Here is a 15,043-nt window from a genome sequence, read left to right on the forward strand (position 1 = left end):
GGATTGTGCCGGAAGCGCTGGCTACAATGCGCCGCAGTGCCCGCGGCAGTCGTGGGCAGAGGATCCTGCATGCGCCCGCTGCTGATCGTGGCAACCGGCACCCCACCGCCGCACATCCGTGCACGGCACGGCACCTACGCCGACTGGTTTCTGCATGCCATGCGCTGGCCGCGCGCGCAGGCACGCGTGGTACAGGTCGACCGCGACGAGCCGTTGCCGTCGCCGCGCGAGATCGCCGGCGCGGTCATCACCGGCTCGGCGGCAATGGTCAGCGAACGCGCGGCGTGGAGCGAGCACACGGCCGCATGGTTGCGCGCGGCCATGGACGCGGACCTGCCGCTGTTCGGCGTGTGTTATGGCCACCACCTGTTGGCGCACGCGCTGGGCGGGCGCGTGGACTACCACCCGCAGGGCCGCGAGATCGGCACGCAAACGATCGAACTGCTGGCGGCGGACGCCGCGCTGCACGCGCTGGCGCCGCTGCCCGAGCGTTTTCCCGCGCACACCACGCACCTGCAGTCGGTGCTGGAGACACCGCACGGCGCGCGCGTGCTGGCGCGCTCGGCGCACGATGCGCACCACATCCTGGCGTACGGCGCGCGCGCGTTCAGCACGCAATTCCATCCCGAGTTCAGCACCGCGGTCATGCGCGCGTTGATCCTGCGCCGTGCTGCGGATTTGCGCGCCGAAGCCTACGACCTCGACGCCTTGCTGCGTGGGGTGTGTCCCACGCCCTGGGCGCGCCGCCTGCTGCGCGGTTTCGCGCGGCTGTGTCGTGGCGAAGTCACGGCCAGCACGTCTTCCGACACGCGCGCGGCGGCCTGATCCGGCGCTGCCCGGGGTCGCGCCCGCGGCGCGGATGCGCAACGGGCCGGTGTTAGCATCCCACCGCCGCAGCGAGCGGCATCATCGAGTGTATCCGCGCATGCGCAAAGTTCCCGCCTCGCAGGGCATCCAGTGGATCGCCACGGCGCTGCGCCTGTTTGGCCGTCACTTCACCGGCCTTTTCCTGCTCGGATTGCTGTGGGTGCTGATCTCGCAGATCCCCTACCTGGGCACCATCGTGATCCTGCTGCTGGGCCCCGCGCTGCTGGCCGGCATCGTCTATGCCGCGGCGCAGGCGGCGCAGGGGGCGCGCCCCGGCCCCGGCATGCTGTTCAAGGGCTTCGACGGCAGCCATCGCCTGTCCAGCCTGGTGGCCTTGTGCCTGCCATCGATCGGCTTGCTGCTGTTGCTGGTAATCGCGTTTTCCGGCGCACTCATGGGCGCGGTCGGCCATGATCCCGCCAAGCTGCAGGCCATGCAGGCCGACCCGGCCGCCATGCTTGCGCTGCTGCGCGCGCACGCGGTGCCGCTGCTGGTGATCGCGATCGGTGGAGCCTTGTTGAGCTGGGCGCTGACTTTTTTCGCCGTGCCGCAGGTGATGCTGCGCCAGCAGGGTGGCTTTGCCGCGATGGGCCAGAGCCTGCGCGCGGTATGGCGCAACCTGGGTGCGCTGGCGCTGATGATGCTGGGCCTGATCGTGCTGGCGTTGCTGGTCAGCGTGGTGATGAGCGCGCTGATCGCCCTGGGTGCCGCACTGGGCGCCTGGTGGCGTCTGGCGCTGCTGGTGTTGTACATCGCCGTCGTCTACAGCTACAGCGCCGTGCTCATGTTCGTGGCCTGGCGCGACGTGTTCGCGGACGCCGCGCCACCACCACCCGGCGCCACCGGCATGGTGCACGCCGAGATGTGAGGTTTCACCCGATGCTGCGCCGCGCGCGCGCGCGCGCCTGGGGGCGCAACATCAGCCCAGACAGCAGGCCGCAGGCGAAGCCGGCCAGGTGCGCCCACCAGGCGATCGCGCCGAAGCTGGGCCCGAGGCGGCTGAACACGACTTGCAACAGCACCCACAGTCCGATCAGCAGCGCCGCGGGCACGCGCAGGAATTCCAGGTACGCGCCCAGCGGCAGCACCACGCCCAGATGCGCGCGCGGAAACAGCGCGAGGTAGGCACCGACGATCGCCGACACCGCGCCGCTGGCACCGATGATCGGCATCACCGCCTGCGGCAGGCTGAGCGCACCGGCGATGTTGGCCAGCATGCCGCCGATCAGGAACAGCAGCAGCAGGCGCAGCGAACCGATGGCGCGCTCCACCGGCAGGCCGAAGATCAGCAGAAACGCCATGTTGCCGATCAGATGCGGTGCATCCGCGTGGATGAACAGCGCGGTCAGCAGATGCAGCGCGGCATCGCCCTGTACCCGCCACCACGGACCGGACGGCGGATGCAGCAGGGTGCGCGGAATGCTGCCCCAATCCAGCAGCAGCGCCAGACGTGGCCCGGGGGCCAGCAGCGCCGAGCGCGCATAGACCAGCACGCAGATCAGGGTCAGCAGCAGCGTGGCCCAGCGCGGCCCCAGCCGCTGGCGCCGCGATTCGAGGCGGATCAGCATGGCGCGCCTGGTTCCCGATCAGTGCGCAAGAGCGGGCTGCATCAGGCAGTGCGCGTATGGCATCGGCGGACCAATGTGCCAGGCCCGCGTCACTGGCCTGACCCCGAAGCTTCGCGCTGACGCTCCGCGGCGGCGGCGGCATCCGCGCCGGAGTCACCCTGGCCGGGCGCGCGCCGCGTCCAGAAGTCGCGCGTACGCGGTGTCCACGGCGGCGTGACGCGCGGCTTGAACGGCGGCGGCGGTTTCACCGTGAACACCGAACTGCTGAGCGCATCGCCCAGCTGCACGCGCAAGGTGTACTTGCCAGGCACCAGGCGCAGCGGCTGGCCGAGATCGAGCGCCTGGCGTACCGGCATGGCCGACCAGTTGGCCGTGGCCGGGTCCAGATGCGCGCGTGCCAGGCCTGCGTTTTCCGCCGCCAGCGCCAGCTTGCCGTCCATCAGCAGGTTCCACCGCCACAGGTTGATGCCGCGCACGGCCGGCGCGCGCCAGTGCTGGATCGGCAGGCCGGCGTCATCGAGCACGGTGAAGCGGGCCTCGCCCGCGGCGCGCGCCCAGAAGCTGCCGCTCAGTTGCGGTGCGTCGCGACGCGTGTCGAACCACGGCGAACCGCGCTGCCACCAGTCGCGCGCAGCCTTGAGGTCGGCCACCGCGAACAGGTGCAGCGGCTGCGCCATCAGGCTCGCGGTAAGGTCCTCGATCGGCAGCACGTCCAGCGTCCACACGCTGCGCCCATGCGTGCCGGCGATCAGCACGCGATCGCGCGGCTGGATGGCCAGATCGTGCACCGGCACCGTGGGCAGGTTGGCCTGCAGCGATTGCCAGTGCGCGCCGCGATCCAGTGACACGTACACGCCGCGATCGGTGCCCACGTACAGCACGTCGGGGTTGTGCGGATCCTCGCGCACCACGTGGATGGACTCGGCGGGCAGGCCGCGCGCGATGTCGGTCCAGTGCGCGCCGTCATCATCGGTGCGGTACAGGTAAGCCTTGCTGTCGTCGTCGCGATAGCCGTTGAGCGCCACGTAGGCGCGCCGCACGTCGAACGCCGAGGGCTCCACGCGACTGACCCAGCGCCGCGGCAGCGTGGCATCCACCTCGCGCCAGCGCACGCCGCCGTCGTTGCTGGTCCACACCTTGCCGGTGTCGGTGCCCACCCACAGCACGCCGAAGCGCAAGGGCGACTCGGCCAAGGTGGTGATGGTGCCGTAGGGCACGTTGCCGTGCCGGTCGGTGGCCGCCAGATCGGGACTGATCGCCTGCCAGCGCGTGCCGCGATCCAGCGAGCGGTACAGATGATCGGCGCCGAAATACAGCACATCGGGCTGTTGCGGCGACAGCTCGATCGGCGTGGTCCAGTTGAAGCGCAGCGGCGGCGCATCCAGCGGCGCGCGCGGGCGCACCTCGTGCACGCCGTGCGGGCCGCTGCGCTGGTACCAGCCGAACTGGTAGCCGGAATACACCACGCCGTTGTCGCGCGGATCGGGTTGCACATCCATGCCATCGCCGCCGTTGATGGCCTTCCAGCCGTCGCCATCGGGATTGTGCGGATCCGCCGTGGACGGCCCCATCATCACGCCATTGTCCTGCAGGCCACCGTAGACGTTGAACGGTTTGGCGAAGTCGTAACTGACCGAATAAAACTGTCCGACCGCCTGCGCGTTCATGGCCTGCCAGTGCTTGCCGCCGTCGTAGGTGATGTAAGGGCCGCCGTCGGTGGCCGCCAGCATGCGTTGCGGAAACGCCGGGTCGATCAGCAGGTCGTGGTAGTCCACGTGCATGTTCGGCGCGTTCAGTCCGGTCCAGGTCTTGCCGCCATCGTTGGACACGATCATCGGCATGCCCTGCACATACACGCGCTGCGCATCATCGGGCGCGACGCGGATCTGGCCGAAGTAGTAACCGTAGGTGTAATACACCTCGCGCAGCGGTTTCTCGTTGGCGCGCGCCCAGTGCGCGCCGGCATCGTCGGAGCGGTATACCTCCAGACCGATGTGGTCGGTGTCGAACAAGTCGGCTTCGGCCTCTTTCAGCCGCGCGCGTAGTTGCTGCATGCTGAGCTTGCCCTCCGTGATCATGGCCGTGAGCTTTGCGGCGGTCAGGTCGGTGGGCAGGTCGTTGGCGCGGATGAAGGCCTCGATGGCGTCCGGCGCCTGGCGCAGGAACTCGGCCTTGCTCATGGTCGCCAGCCGTGCCGGGGACAATGGCGCGTCGCCCAGCACGCGCTGGTCGGGCGGCAACGTGCCCCAGTCGTCGATGCTGGCGTAAACGATGTCCGGGTTGCCGGGTGCGATGGCGATGCCGATGCGGCCGATGCTCGCGCCGGTGGGAAAGCCATCGGTCAGCTGCGTCCAGTGATCGCCGCCGTCGCTGCTTTTCCACAGGCCCGAGCCCGAACCGTTGCCGCGGAAGTTCCAGGCACTGCGCTGGCGATCCCACAGCGCGGCGTACAGTACGTCGGGATGGCGCGGGTCCATGGCCAGGTCGATGGCCCCGGTCCACGGCGTGCTGCCGGCCAGCACGCGCTGCCAGGTCTTGCCGCCATCGCGGGTGCGGTACACGCCGCGCTCGCCGCCCGTGGAATACAGCTTGCCCAACGCGGCCACGTACACCGTGTTGCCGTCCGCGGGATCGATCACGATACGCGCGATGCGGTCGGAGCTGGCCAGCCCCACGGCGCGAAAAGTCTTGCCGCCATCGTCGGAGCGGAACACGCCCATGCCGCCGAAGGACGAACGCGACGAATTGGCTTCGCCAGTGCCCACCCACAGCGTCTGCGGATGCTCGGGGTCGACCGCGATCGCACCGATCACCTCGGTCGGCAGGCCGGCGCCGATGGGCGTGAAGTGCTGGCCGTTGTCGGTCGTCTTCCACACCCCGCCGGTGGCATACGCCACGTAGAAGGTAGACGGCTGGCCCGGCACGCCGGCCAGCGCCACCACGCGCCCGCCCTGCGCCACCGGGCCGATGCTGTTCCAGTGCATGGCGTGGAACAGCGAGTCCTGCGCCATGGCCTGATGTTGCAGCCAGGCGGCCTCGCGCTGCGCGGCATCGGCTGGCGCCGCGCCCGCGGGACGCGCCAGCGCGGGCAGCGTGGCCAGGCTCAACACTGCAAGCAGAAACATGATGGGTGTGCTGCGCATGGGATTCCCCTTGTCACTCCGTGCATCAGCCTAGCAGCGCGGCGGCGTCGCAAGGTTTGCGATCGGCAAGAGTCTAAACTGCGCGCTGGCGGCGGCGAGCGCGGAGATGACGATGAATCCAGGCCTGTGGACAAGCATGCTGCTGGGGCTGCTGGCACTTGGCCTGTTGGCGGCGTTGCTGCTGAGCCTGCTGCGCACGCGCCGCGATCCCGCGGGCGAGGCGCGCTGGAACGAGCAGCGCGAGATGCTGGTGCGGCTCGAGGCCGCGCTGCGCGAGGAGTCGCGCACGGCGCGGCGCGAGCAGTCCGAGGCACAGGCGCGCGCGCAGACGCAGCAACAAGAACAGGCCAACGCGCTGGCGCAGCAACAGCATATGCGCCTGGAATCCTTCGCCACGCGACTTCAGCAAATGGATGAGGGCCTGCAGCGCAGCCAGATCTCGCTGCGCGAAACGCTGGGCGAAGAGGCGCGCAAGTCGCGCGCTGAGCAGGCACTCGCGCAGCAGCAGCTCGGCGCGCGCCTCGGCGTCGAATTGCAGGCCCTGCTGCAGTCCAGCGAGCAGCGCCTGGGCGAGCTACGCACCACGCTGGAGACGCGCCTCAAGACGCTGCAGGACGACAACAGCGCCAAGCTCGAACAGATGCGCGCCACGGTCGATGAAAAATTGCAGGCCACGCTGGAACAGCGCCTGGGCCAGTCCTTCACGCTGGTTTCCGAACGCCTCGAGGCCGTGCAGCGCGGCCTCGGCGAGATGCGCGAACTGGCCAGCGGGGTGGGCGATCTCAAACGCGTGCTGGGCAACGTGAAACGGCGCGGCATCTTTGGTGAAGTGCAACTGGGCGCGCTGCTGGAGGACATGCTCGCTGCCGAGCAGTACGACTCCAACGTGGCCACCGTGCCCGACTCCAAGGAGCGCGTCGAGTTCGCCATCCGCATGCCCGGCCAGGGCGCCGGGGAGCATGTCTACCTGCCGATCGACGCGAAGTTTCCGGTGGAGGATTACCAGCGCCTGCTCGACGCGCAGGAAGCCGCCGACGCCGACGCCGCCCATGCCGCCGGCCGCGCGCTGGAGAATCGCGTGCGCGAGGAAGCCAAACGCATCCACGGCAAGTACGTATCGCCACCGCACACCACCGATTTCGCCGTGCTCTACCTGCCGACCGAAGGCCTCTATGCCGAGGTCATCCGCCGCCCGGGCCTGTTCGAGACGCTGCAACGCGAGCACCGCGTCACCGTGGCCGGACCCACCACGCTCAGCGCGCTGCTCAACAGCCTGCAAATGGGCTTCCGCACCCTGGCCATCGCCAAGCGCAGCAGCGAGGTATGGAAAATCCTGGGCGCGGTCAAGACCGAGTTCGGCAAGTTCAGTGCGGTCCTGGAAACGGTCAGGAAGCGTCTGGAGCAGGCCAGCGCCGAGATCGACAAGACCGGCGTGCGCAGCCGTGCCATCACGCGCAAATTGCGCGACGTCGAATTGCTCGAACCCGGCGACAGCCGTGCCCTGCTCGGCGTCGATGGCGACGGCCAGGATGCGGATGCGGATGCGGACGCAAGCGAAGCCGGGCAAGCTGACGATGGGCCCGCGGTGGTCTGAGCATGCCGCGCGGCGCGCGTCGTGACGTGGCCATGACGCGTCAGGGTCCATGATCCGGGTGCGGTCATGGCGCCAGATCTGCAGCAGCGCGGCACGGCGGGCAGCACGCTGACGCCCGCGACGCGCAGGCAATGCAATGCATGACGCAACGCATGACCAGCGCCCGAACTTCTTCGGACTTTCGATTCAACAGTGGAGCAAGCCCATGCATGGCAACGACGAACACAACGGCGTCAGCCGCGCCAGCGCCGAGGAAGCCGTACGCACGCTGCTGCGCTGGGCCGGTGAAGACCCGGCGCGCGAAGGCCTGATCGAGACCCCCAAGCGCGTGGTCAAGGCCTATGGCGACTGGTTTTCGGGCTATGCCGAGGACCCCGAGACCTACCTGGCGCGCACCTTCGAGGAAGTCGCCGGCTACGACGAGCTGATCGTGCTGCGCGACATTGCTTTCGAAAGCCACTGCGAACACCACATGGCGCCGATCATCGGGCGCGCCCACGTGGGCTACCTGCCCAACGGGCGCGTGGTCGGCATTTCCAAGCTGGCGCGCGTGGTCGATGCCTATGCGCGACGTTTCCAGGTGCAGGAAAAACTCACCGCGCAGATCGCCGACTGCATCGAGCGCGTGCTGGAGCCGCGCGGCGTCGCCGTGGTGGTCGACGCGCAGCACCAGTGCATGACCACGCGTGGCGTGCACAAGCGCGGCGTGTCGATGATCACCAGCACTATGCGCGGCGCATTCCGTGACAACCCGAGCACACGCCTGGAATTCCTGCGCTTCATCGATATCGATGGCAGCAAGCGCACCTGAGCCGCGCGCGGTGCGCGTGGCATCGCGATGTCAAAATTTCGTTTGTATTCAAGCACGCATGCGTGGCGCTATAGTGCCCGGCTTGTGGCTCCCGCAAACTCAGGCGGGAACGCCCATTTCTTGTACGGAGAGGTTTCCCATGCGTCGCTATGTCTTGCCGCTGCTGATCGCGGCTACCTTGCTTGCCGCTGGTTGCAGCGGTTCCTCGTCGACGGCCACGGTCGCGGCCGCGCCCGTGGCTGTCAGCGGCACGGTCAGCGTGCTCGGCACCACCGCGCTGGACGGCCAGGGTGATCTCCAGCTCGAACTGGTCGATGTCAGCAAGCAGCCCAACGTGGTGGTCGCCAGCAAAACGCAGACCATCACCACGCTGCCGGCTGATTTCAGCCTGCCATTCGCGGCCACTGCGATCAACAGCGATGACCTGTATGTGCTCAACGCCAGCATGAGTGACGCGCAGCGCAAGTACATCACCCCGATCCAGTATCCGGTACTGACCCGCGGCAACAGCGCGCAGATCAGCGTGCAACTCAAGCCGCTGCCGACGCCCGGCGAGCAGGCGCTGGCCGGCTATGAGGCGCTCAAGGCGCGCATCGGCGGGCTCAAGTACACGCAAGGCGACCAGAGCGAGGTCGGCATGTCGCGCGGCTGGCAGGTATTCCGCGATACCGATGGCAAGGTGGTGTTCGTGCGCGAACTCGAGGACGCCGGCACCAAGGGCTTCACCAGCACCGAAATCGCCTACCGCGATGGCAAGCCCTGGGTGGTGGTGCTGTCGCACAGCGCTGGGCGCGGACAGAAGCCCAGCCTGGTCGAGCGCGCCGGCTGGGATGCCGCCGGCACTCTGGTATTGCACGAGCGCAGCGCGGGTGGCACCACGACCCGGCTCGACGCAACCGATGCCCGCAGCCTGTACGCGGATGCCCAGTCGATGCTGCAGCGGGCCGGCGCCGGCAAGTAGGCGCAATCGGATCAGTTAGCAAGAATAAAGCCGTCCGCGAGGACGGCTTTATTGTGCGCCGCAGTCCGCACAAACTCAGAACGTCATGCTCACGCCCAGATCGATGCTGTTGAGCTTCTGGCTGTTGTTGGAAAACATGCCGGTGTAGCTGGCGAATCCGGTCAGGCTGGGCGAGAAGCGCGCGCTCAACCCGAGACTGGCGTTGACCCAGTTCTTGTCCGGCACGAAACCGGGCAGCGCGAAAGTGCCCGGCATGGTGGTCAGGCCCGCGCTCACCAGCTGCGCCTGCGCATCCGAATCGTGCTCATAGGACACGCGCGCGAACGGTTGCAGCGGCACGCCGCCCAGCGCGGTGCGGCCGGTCAGTTGCCAGCCCAGCTCCGCCGTGGCCGCCTTGACGACCTGCTTGCCGAAGGTCATGGCGCTGGCATCGCCGCTGCTCTCGCTGAACTGGTCGGCGCTGACGCGCTGATAGCCAAGCTGCGCGAACGGCCCGGTGCGCAGATTGCCCCAGTCGAACCAGTAGCCGCCTTCCAGCGTGCCGGCCAGCTGCGAGCCGCTGGTCTTGCCGTTTTCCACGCGTAGCGCCGGGCCCAGCGGGATGTAACGCACGATGTTGGTATACGACAGCTGGCCGATGCTGGCGTTGCCGCTCAGATAGGCCGCGCCGAATCGCGCATTGGCGAAGCCGCTGAACAGCAAATCCTGGGTCTTGAAACTGACCGCGCCGACGCCGCCGGTATTGAGCTGGGCGGCACCGATGGCCATGCCCACCGAAAAGTTGCGGTTGGCCGCGGCGTTGGCGCCGATGGTCAGCACATTGTTGTTGCTGGTGCTGCGCATGGTGTTCGCGGTGGCGTCGTAGGTCTGGTGGCCGTAGTCGTAATTGGCGAAGAAATGCACGCCCTTGCGCGCCTCGCCGAGGCTGTCGACCAGCATTTCATCGCGCAGCGCGCGCTGGTGCGCGGCGTAGGCCGCCAGCGGCGCCTGCGGCAGCAGGGACATCTGCGCCGGCGCATTGATGATCGACTCGACATACTGTCCCAGCAGCGCGTAGCCGGCGGTGGTCGGGTGCACGCCATCGGCGAACAGATACGTATTCTGCGTGCCCGGCGCGTAGGTGTAGGGCGCGCCGGAGCCGGCCGGGCCGCACTGCACGGCGCTGGCGGTGATGCCGCAGGCCGGCGTGGTGACGTTGCTGAAACCGTACAGCGCCGGGTTGGCCAGCAATTCATTGAGCATGCCGTACACGTTCACCGGGATGATGTTGACGCCCGGATTGACCTGCTGGATGGCCTGATCTAGCGTGTTGTTGAAAGTCAGCGTCAGCCCGGTGAGCGCCTGCTGCGCGGCCGGACCCTGCGCCGCCGCCGAGGGCGTGGCGCCGATGTTGGGAAGATTGAACACCAGGATGTAGCGCGCGCCGGCACCCTTCAGCGTGGCCAGCATGCCGCCTTCGGTTTGCGCCGCGGCGATGATGTTGAACTGCGCCTGCTGCGCGGTTTGTCCACCGATGCCGGCGACGTAGGCGTTGTAGAAAATGTCGTTGGCGCCACCCCAGACCGAGTACAGCGCGGTGGGATCGGCCTTGCCGCCGCTGGCGGTGAGGTACTGCTGCAACTGCGCGGTCAGTAGCGGCACCGTGCTCGGCGTGCCGGGTGAGTTGTTGAGCAGGCCGGCGCCGCCCCAGGCGAAATCGGTGCCGCCCAGCAACGAAGGCGTCAGCCCGTAGCCGAAATACGTGGCCACGTCCTGCATGGTGACCTGGCCGGGATTGGTGGTGAAGCTGTTCTGCACGGTGCCGTTGGTCAGCGCCAGCGACAGGTTGCCGTCGTCGCTGAGGCTGTCGCCAAACACGAAGATCTTGCTGAAGGGGGAAGCTTGTGCGGCGCCGGTGCCGAGGGCCATGGCGAGGCCGACGGCAATGGCCAGAGTGCGGGTGCGAAGCATGCGGAACTCCTTGCTTGAGCGGCGTGTGCGGGAAGTTTTCTTGGCGGCGCGTCGGGCGGCGGCCGGGGGCGTCACGGTACTGCAATCCGTACGCATGCGCATGCTGCGCTGCGCACACATGGCCGCGGTCGATCCGGCGCCTCAGCCCGCGGCAACCAGCAGGCTGTGCCCGCTCATCGCCGCTGGCTGCGGCAGTTGCAGCAACGCCAGCACGGTGGGCGCGAGGTCGCACAGCGCGCCGGAACGCAACGTGCAGTGGCCTGCGCCCACATACACCAGCGGCACCGGACCGACCGTGTGCTGGGTATGCGGCTGGCCGTGCGCATCGCGCATCTGCTCGAGGTTGCCGTGGTCGGCGCTGATCAGTAACGCGCCGTGGACATGCTCGATGGCCGGCACGATGCGCCCCAGCGCCGCGTCCACCGCCTCGGCGGCGCGGATCGCGGCATCCAGCTTGCCGCTGTGCCCGACCATGTCGCCGTTGGCGATGTTGCACACGATGAAATCGAAACCACCGTCCGCGATGGCAGCGACCAGCCTGTCGGTGAGCTCCGGCAGACTCATCTCCGGCTGCAGGTCGTAGGTGGCGACCTTGGGACTGGGCACGAGGATGCGCTCCTCGCCGGGGAACGGCGCTTCGCGTCCGCCCGAGAAAAAGAACGTGACATGCGCGTATTTTTCGGTCTCGGCGATACGCAGTTGCCTGAGCCCGTGCATGGCCAGCGTCTCGCCCAGGCCATCGCGCAGATCGTCCGGCGCATAGGCGACCGCGCTCACCGGCAGATCCTTCGCGTACTCGGTGAGCGTGACGAAGGCCGCGAGCCGCGGCCGTTGCGCGCTGGCGAAGCCCTTGAAATCCGCGTCGACGAAAGCGCGGCTGAGCTGGCGCGCGCGGTCGGCGCGGAAATTCATGAACACCACCGCGTCGCCGTCATGCACACCGGGTGCGTCGGCGAGCACGGTGGGGGCAACGAATTCGTCGTCCTCGCCGCGCGCGTAGGCGGCCTCCAGCGCAGCCAGCGCCGCATCGGCGTGCATGCCTTCGCCGGCCACGATGGCCTGCCAGGCGCGCTGCACGCGATCCCAGCGCTGGTCGCGGTCCATCGCCCAGTAGCGCCCGCTGATACTGCCGACGCGCGCGCCGGGCGTGGCATCGCACAGCGCCTGCAATTTTTCCAGCGAGGCGCGCGCGCTGCGCGGCGGCGTGTCGCGGCCATCCAGAAACGCGTGCACGATGATGTGTGCCACGCCTTGCGCGTGCGCCAGGCGCAGCATGGCGAACAGGTGCTCCTCGTGACTGTGCACGCCGCCCGGGCTGAGCAGGCCGAGCAGGTGCAGGGTGCCGCTACCGGTCCTGGCCGCGGCGCAGGCCTGCAACAAGGCCGGGTTGCGCGTGAACGCGCCGGAATCGATGTCGCGGTCGATGCGGGTCAGCTCCTGATACACCACGCGCCCGGCGCCGATATTCATGTGCCCGACCTCGGAGTTGCCCATCTGGCCCGCGGGCAGCCCCACCGCCAGACCGTGCGTGTCGAGCAGGCTGTGCGGATGCCGCGCCAGCAGTGCATCCCAGTGCGGCGTGCGCGCCAGCGCGATGGCGTTGTCGCTGCGCTCGGCGCGCGCGCCCCAGCCATCCAGGATCAACAACAGCACGGGCTTGGGGACTGGGCTCATGGCGGCGCGCACGGCAGCAGGAGAGGGCGCGATGCTAGCAGGCACCAGCAGCGCCGACCGGCTGTTTCGATCAACAGGTGCGCGACCCTGCCCGATGCCGCATGCAGCCCCGACGACAACGCGCTATAACGCGCGCCACGGGAGCATCCACGAGTTCGATTGGGCGACGACATGTCCGGGGAGGCAGCGATGCGTGCGTCATGGCTGGGCGGAATGCTGCTGCTGGCAGTGTGCGGCGCGACGGCGCACGCAGCGCTGGCGGATCGATCCAGGGTCAACGGCAGTATCGATATCGGCGCGGGGCGGCAGGCCGGCAATGTGGACACTGTGAATGGCGCCATCCGCATCGGCGCCAAGGCCGTGGTCGGACGCGCCAGTACGGTCAACGGCGGCATCACCCTGGGCGACGATGCGCGCGCCGCCGCGCTGCACACGGTCAATGGCGCCATCCGGCTGCAACCCGGTGCCACCGTCAGCGGCGCCATCGCCACGGTCAACGGCGGCCTGCATCTGGCGCCGCGCAGCGTAGTCGCCGGCACGGCAAGAAACGTCAACGGCCGCATCCAGCTGGATGCGGCCAGCGTGCACGGTGATGTGGAGACCACGGCCGGCGACGTGCGCCTGGACAACGGTGCGCTGATCGGCGGCGGGCTCACCGTCAGGCGTGACCAGAGCTGGTTTGCGACATGGTTCCCCATGTTCCAGCACGAGCCCGTGATCGTGGTTGGCCCAGGCTGCAGGATCGCCGGGAAACTGGTGTTCCAGCGCCCGGTCAGGCTGTACGTCAGCGATCACGCCGTCATCGGACCCGTCAGCGGCGCGCGCGTGCTGCGCTTTGCCGGCACGGCACCCGCGGCGGCGGCGGAATGAACCTCAGTGCAGACTGCAGCGTCCGTCCAGCGGCGCCTGCGCGGCCGCAGCCAGTGCCTGCGCGCTGAGCGTGGCCTGCGCTTGGTCGGCGGGAAACTCGATGTTGACCCAGGGGTTGTCGCCGCGCGCGTTGCTCAGGTTGCTGGGACCACGGTAGTCGAGCAGGCGGCGATCATCGAGGCTGTAGCGCACATCCACATGCGGCAGCATGAAGCCGAACCAGCTGCCCAGCTGCAGACGGAACACGGCCGCGCCAGCGCGCGCGGCCTCGTCCTTGTCCACGCGACGCACGCTGAAGTTCATCCACTCGCGCCGGCTTGGCAGCAAAAAGGCAACGTGCCGGGTTGCCCCGCCGAGCAAGCTGTCCCAGTGCTCGAGCACGTAGTCGTTGAAGCCGGCATCGATGATCGCGTGTCGGGGCAGCGGCAACTGCGCGGTATGCGTGTCGGCGTCGCGGCGGGAGCGGTAACTCAGCGCGATGCCGCCGTCGTGACGGCGCACTTCGATGCGCTGCCCGATGGCGCCATCCAGCAGGCTGAAATCGGGCGTGGCCGGATCAGCCGTGGCGCGCAGACGCTTGCGTGCGAAAGCCGCGCCGTCGGGGCAGCGATAAATCACCACGCGCTGCGTTTGCCCGTCCTGCCGCCAAGTGATGTGCTGTTCGCGGTACAACAGCGTGCCATCACGCGCATAGGCATTGCCAACATCACCGTGCAGTGCCGCGGATTGCGCAACGGCAACCGATGGAATCAACAGCAGCAGCGGGAGCAGGTTGAACATGCGCATGCCGCGAGCCTCGCCCGCATGCCGTCAAGCCCACGTGAGCGCGAGCTATGCGCCGCCGCGGCACGCGCTCACCACGGAACTTCGCTGCCGTCATACGCGTAGAAATGTCCGCCCTGCGCCGGCGTGGCGCGGGCCAGCACGGCGAGCATGCCCTTGACCGACTCTGGCGCCTGCAGCGGCGCGCTACCGCCGCCCATGTCGGTGCGCACCCAGCCGGGATGCATGGCCAGCACGCTGATGCCGCGTGGTCCCAGCTCCGCGGCCAGGCGCCGCACCGCCATGTCCAGCGCGGCCTTGCTCATCGCGTAGCTGACCGTGCGGAAGCTGCTGGCTTGCGCGATCGAGCCCAGTTGCGAGCTGATGCACAGCACCTTGGCCGCGTGCGCCTTTTCCAGCAACCGCGCCAGCGCCTGGGTCAACAGCAGCGGCGCACTGGCGTTGATGGCGAAACTGCGCGCCAGATCCTCGCTGCGCACCGTGCCAAAACGCTCACCCGAGACCAGCACGCCGGCGTTGTTGATCAGCAGGTCCAGATGGCGCAGCGCGCGCAGACGCGCCGGCAGCTCGGTCAGCGCCGCGGCATCGGCCACATCCAGCGCCAGCAGCTCGATGCGCCCGGCGTGGCGCGCGGCCAGCGTGTGCAGTTCCCGTGCCTGCGACGGCGCGCGGCAACACGCCGTCACCTGCCAGCCGGCATCCAGCAGTTGCGTGGTGAACTCCAGACCGAGGCCGCGATTGGCGCCGGTGATCAGGGCGCTGCGCATGGACAGGTCCTCGTGGTGGCAGGTGTGGTCCATGCTAGGCCAGCGACGGTGCTCA

At 68.6% G+C, this 15,043-nt stretch carries 12 protein-coding genes; 6 read left to right on the forward strand and 6 right to left on the reverse strand.

The genetic code is table 11. From position 1 onward, the window contains the following. Positions 1 to 69 precede the first annotated feature (69 nt). Together Mschef_RS01500 and Mschef_RS01505 are read left to right on the forward strand one after the other, a co-directional pair. On the forward strand, positions 70 to 825 hold the full coding sequence (locus tag Mschef_RS01500; RefSeq protein ID WP_081126082.1) for a glutamine amidotransferase: 756 nt from the start codon (positions 70 to 72) through the stop codon (positions 823 to 825). 100 nt (positions 826 to 925) lie between these two features. Next, positions 926 to 1,735, forward strand: a complete 810-nt coding sequence (locus tag Mschef_RS01505; protein WP_136256197.1) for a BPSS1780 family membrane protein — start codon at positions 926 to 928, stop codon at positions 1,733 to 1,735. Between the two features lie 4 nt (positions 1,736 to 1,739). Here the strand turns inward: Mschef_RS01505 and Mschef_RS01510 are convergent, their stop codons facing one another. Next, on the reverse strand, positions 1,740 to 2,435 hold the full coding sequence (locus Mschef_RS01510) for a rhomboid family intramembrane serine protease (RefSeq protein ID WP_081126084.1): 696 nt from the start codon (positions 2,433 to 2,435) through the stop codon (positions 1,740 to 1,742). 89 nt (positions 2,436 to 2,524) lie between these two features. Then, a complete protein-coding gene (locus tag Mschef_RS01515) occupies positions 2,525 to 5,578 on the reverse strand; it encodes a WD40/YVTN/BNR-like repeat-containing protein (protein ID WP_081126085.1) in 3,054 nt (1,017 codons plus the stop codon). Positions 5,579 to 5,690: 112 nt separating this feature from the next. Here Mschef_RS01515 and Mschef_RS01520 point away from each other — a divergent pair, with 112 nt between their 5' ends. The 3 genes from Mschef_RS01520 to Mschef_RS01530 all read left to right on the forward strand — a co-directional run bounded on the left by Mschef_RS01520 (position 5,691) and on the right by Mschef_RS01530 (position 8,944). Continuing rightward, a complete protein-coding gene (locus Mschef_RS01520) occupies positions 5,691 to 7,172 on the forward strand; it encodes a DNA recombination protein RmuC (protein ID WP_136256196.1) in 1,482 nt (493 codons plus the stop codon). Positions 7,173 to 7,377: 205 nt separating this feature from the next. Further along, positions 7,378 to 7,983: a GTP cyclohydrolase I FolE gene (gene folE / locus Mschef_RS01525; protein ID WP_081126759.1), complete on the forward strand. Its 606-nt coding sequence runs from the start codon at positions 7,378 to 7,380 to the stop codon at positions 7,981 to 7,983. A gap of 139 nt (positions 7,984 to 8,122) precedes the next feature. Next, positions 8,123 to 8,944, forward strand: coding sequence for a YbaY family lipoprotein (locus tag Mschef_RS01530; protein WP_168708791.1), 822 nt, complete (start codon positions 8,123 to 8,125; stop codon positions 8,942 to 8,944). 75 nt (positions 8,945 to 9,019) lie between these two features. Here Mschef_RS01530 and Mschef_RS01535 read toward each other — a convergent pair whose 3' ends face one another. After that, positions 9,020 to 10,894: an autotransporter domain-containing protein gene (locus Mschef_RS01535; protein WP_081126760.1), complete on the reverse strand. Its 1,875-nt coding sequence runs from the start codon at positions 10,892 to 10,894 to the stop codon at positions 9,020 to 9,022. A gap of 141 nt (positions 10,895 to 11,035) precedes the next feature. Next, positions 11,036 to 12,568, reverse strand: a complete 1,533-nt coding sequence (gene gpmI, locus Mschef_RS01540) for a 2,3-bisphosphoglycerate-independent phosphoglycerate mutase (protein WP_081126088.1) — start codon at positions 12,566 to 12,568, stop codon at positions 11,036 to 11,038. Positions 12,569 to 12,757: 189 nt separating this feature from the next. Between gpmI and Mschef_RS01545 the strand changes: the two genes are divergently transcribed. Next, positions 12,758 to 13,438 (forward strand): DUF4097 family beta strand repeat-containing protein, encoded by a 681-nt coding sequence (locus tag Mschef_RS01545; RefSeq protein WP_136256195.1) that lies wholly within the window; start codon positions 12,758 to 12,760, stop codon positions 13,436 to 13,438. A gap of 3 nt (positions 13,439 to 13,441) precedes the next feature. Here Mschef_RS01545 and Mschef_RS01550 read toward each other — a convergent pair whose 3' ends face one another. Then, positions 13,442 to 14,218 (reverse strand): hypothetical protein, encoded by a 777-nt coding sequence (locus tag Mschef_RS01550; protein WP_136256194.1) that lies wholly within the window; start codon positions 14,216 to 14,218, stop codon positions 13,442 to 13,444. A gap of 74 nt (positions 14,219 to 14,292) precedes the next feature. Next, complete coding sequence (locus tag Mschef_RS01555; protein WP_081126761.1) at positions 14,293 to 14,988, reverse strand: SDR family oxidoreductase; 696 nt, start codon at positions 14,986 to 14,988, stop codon at positions 14,293 to 14,295. Positions 14,989 to 15,043: the final 55 nt, after the last annotated feature.

This window comes from Metallibacterium scheffleri, assembly GCF_002077135.1.
Classification (GTDB): Bacteria; Pseudomonadota; Gammaproteobacteria; order Xanthomonadales; family Rhodanobacteraceae; genus Metallibacterium; species Metallibacterium scheffleri.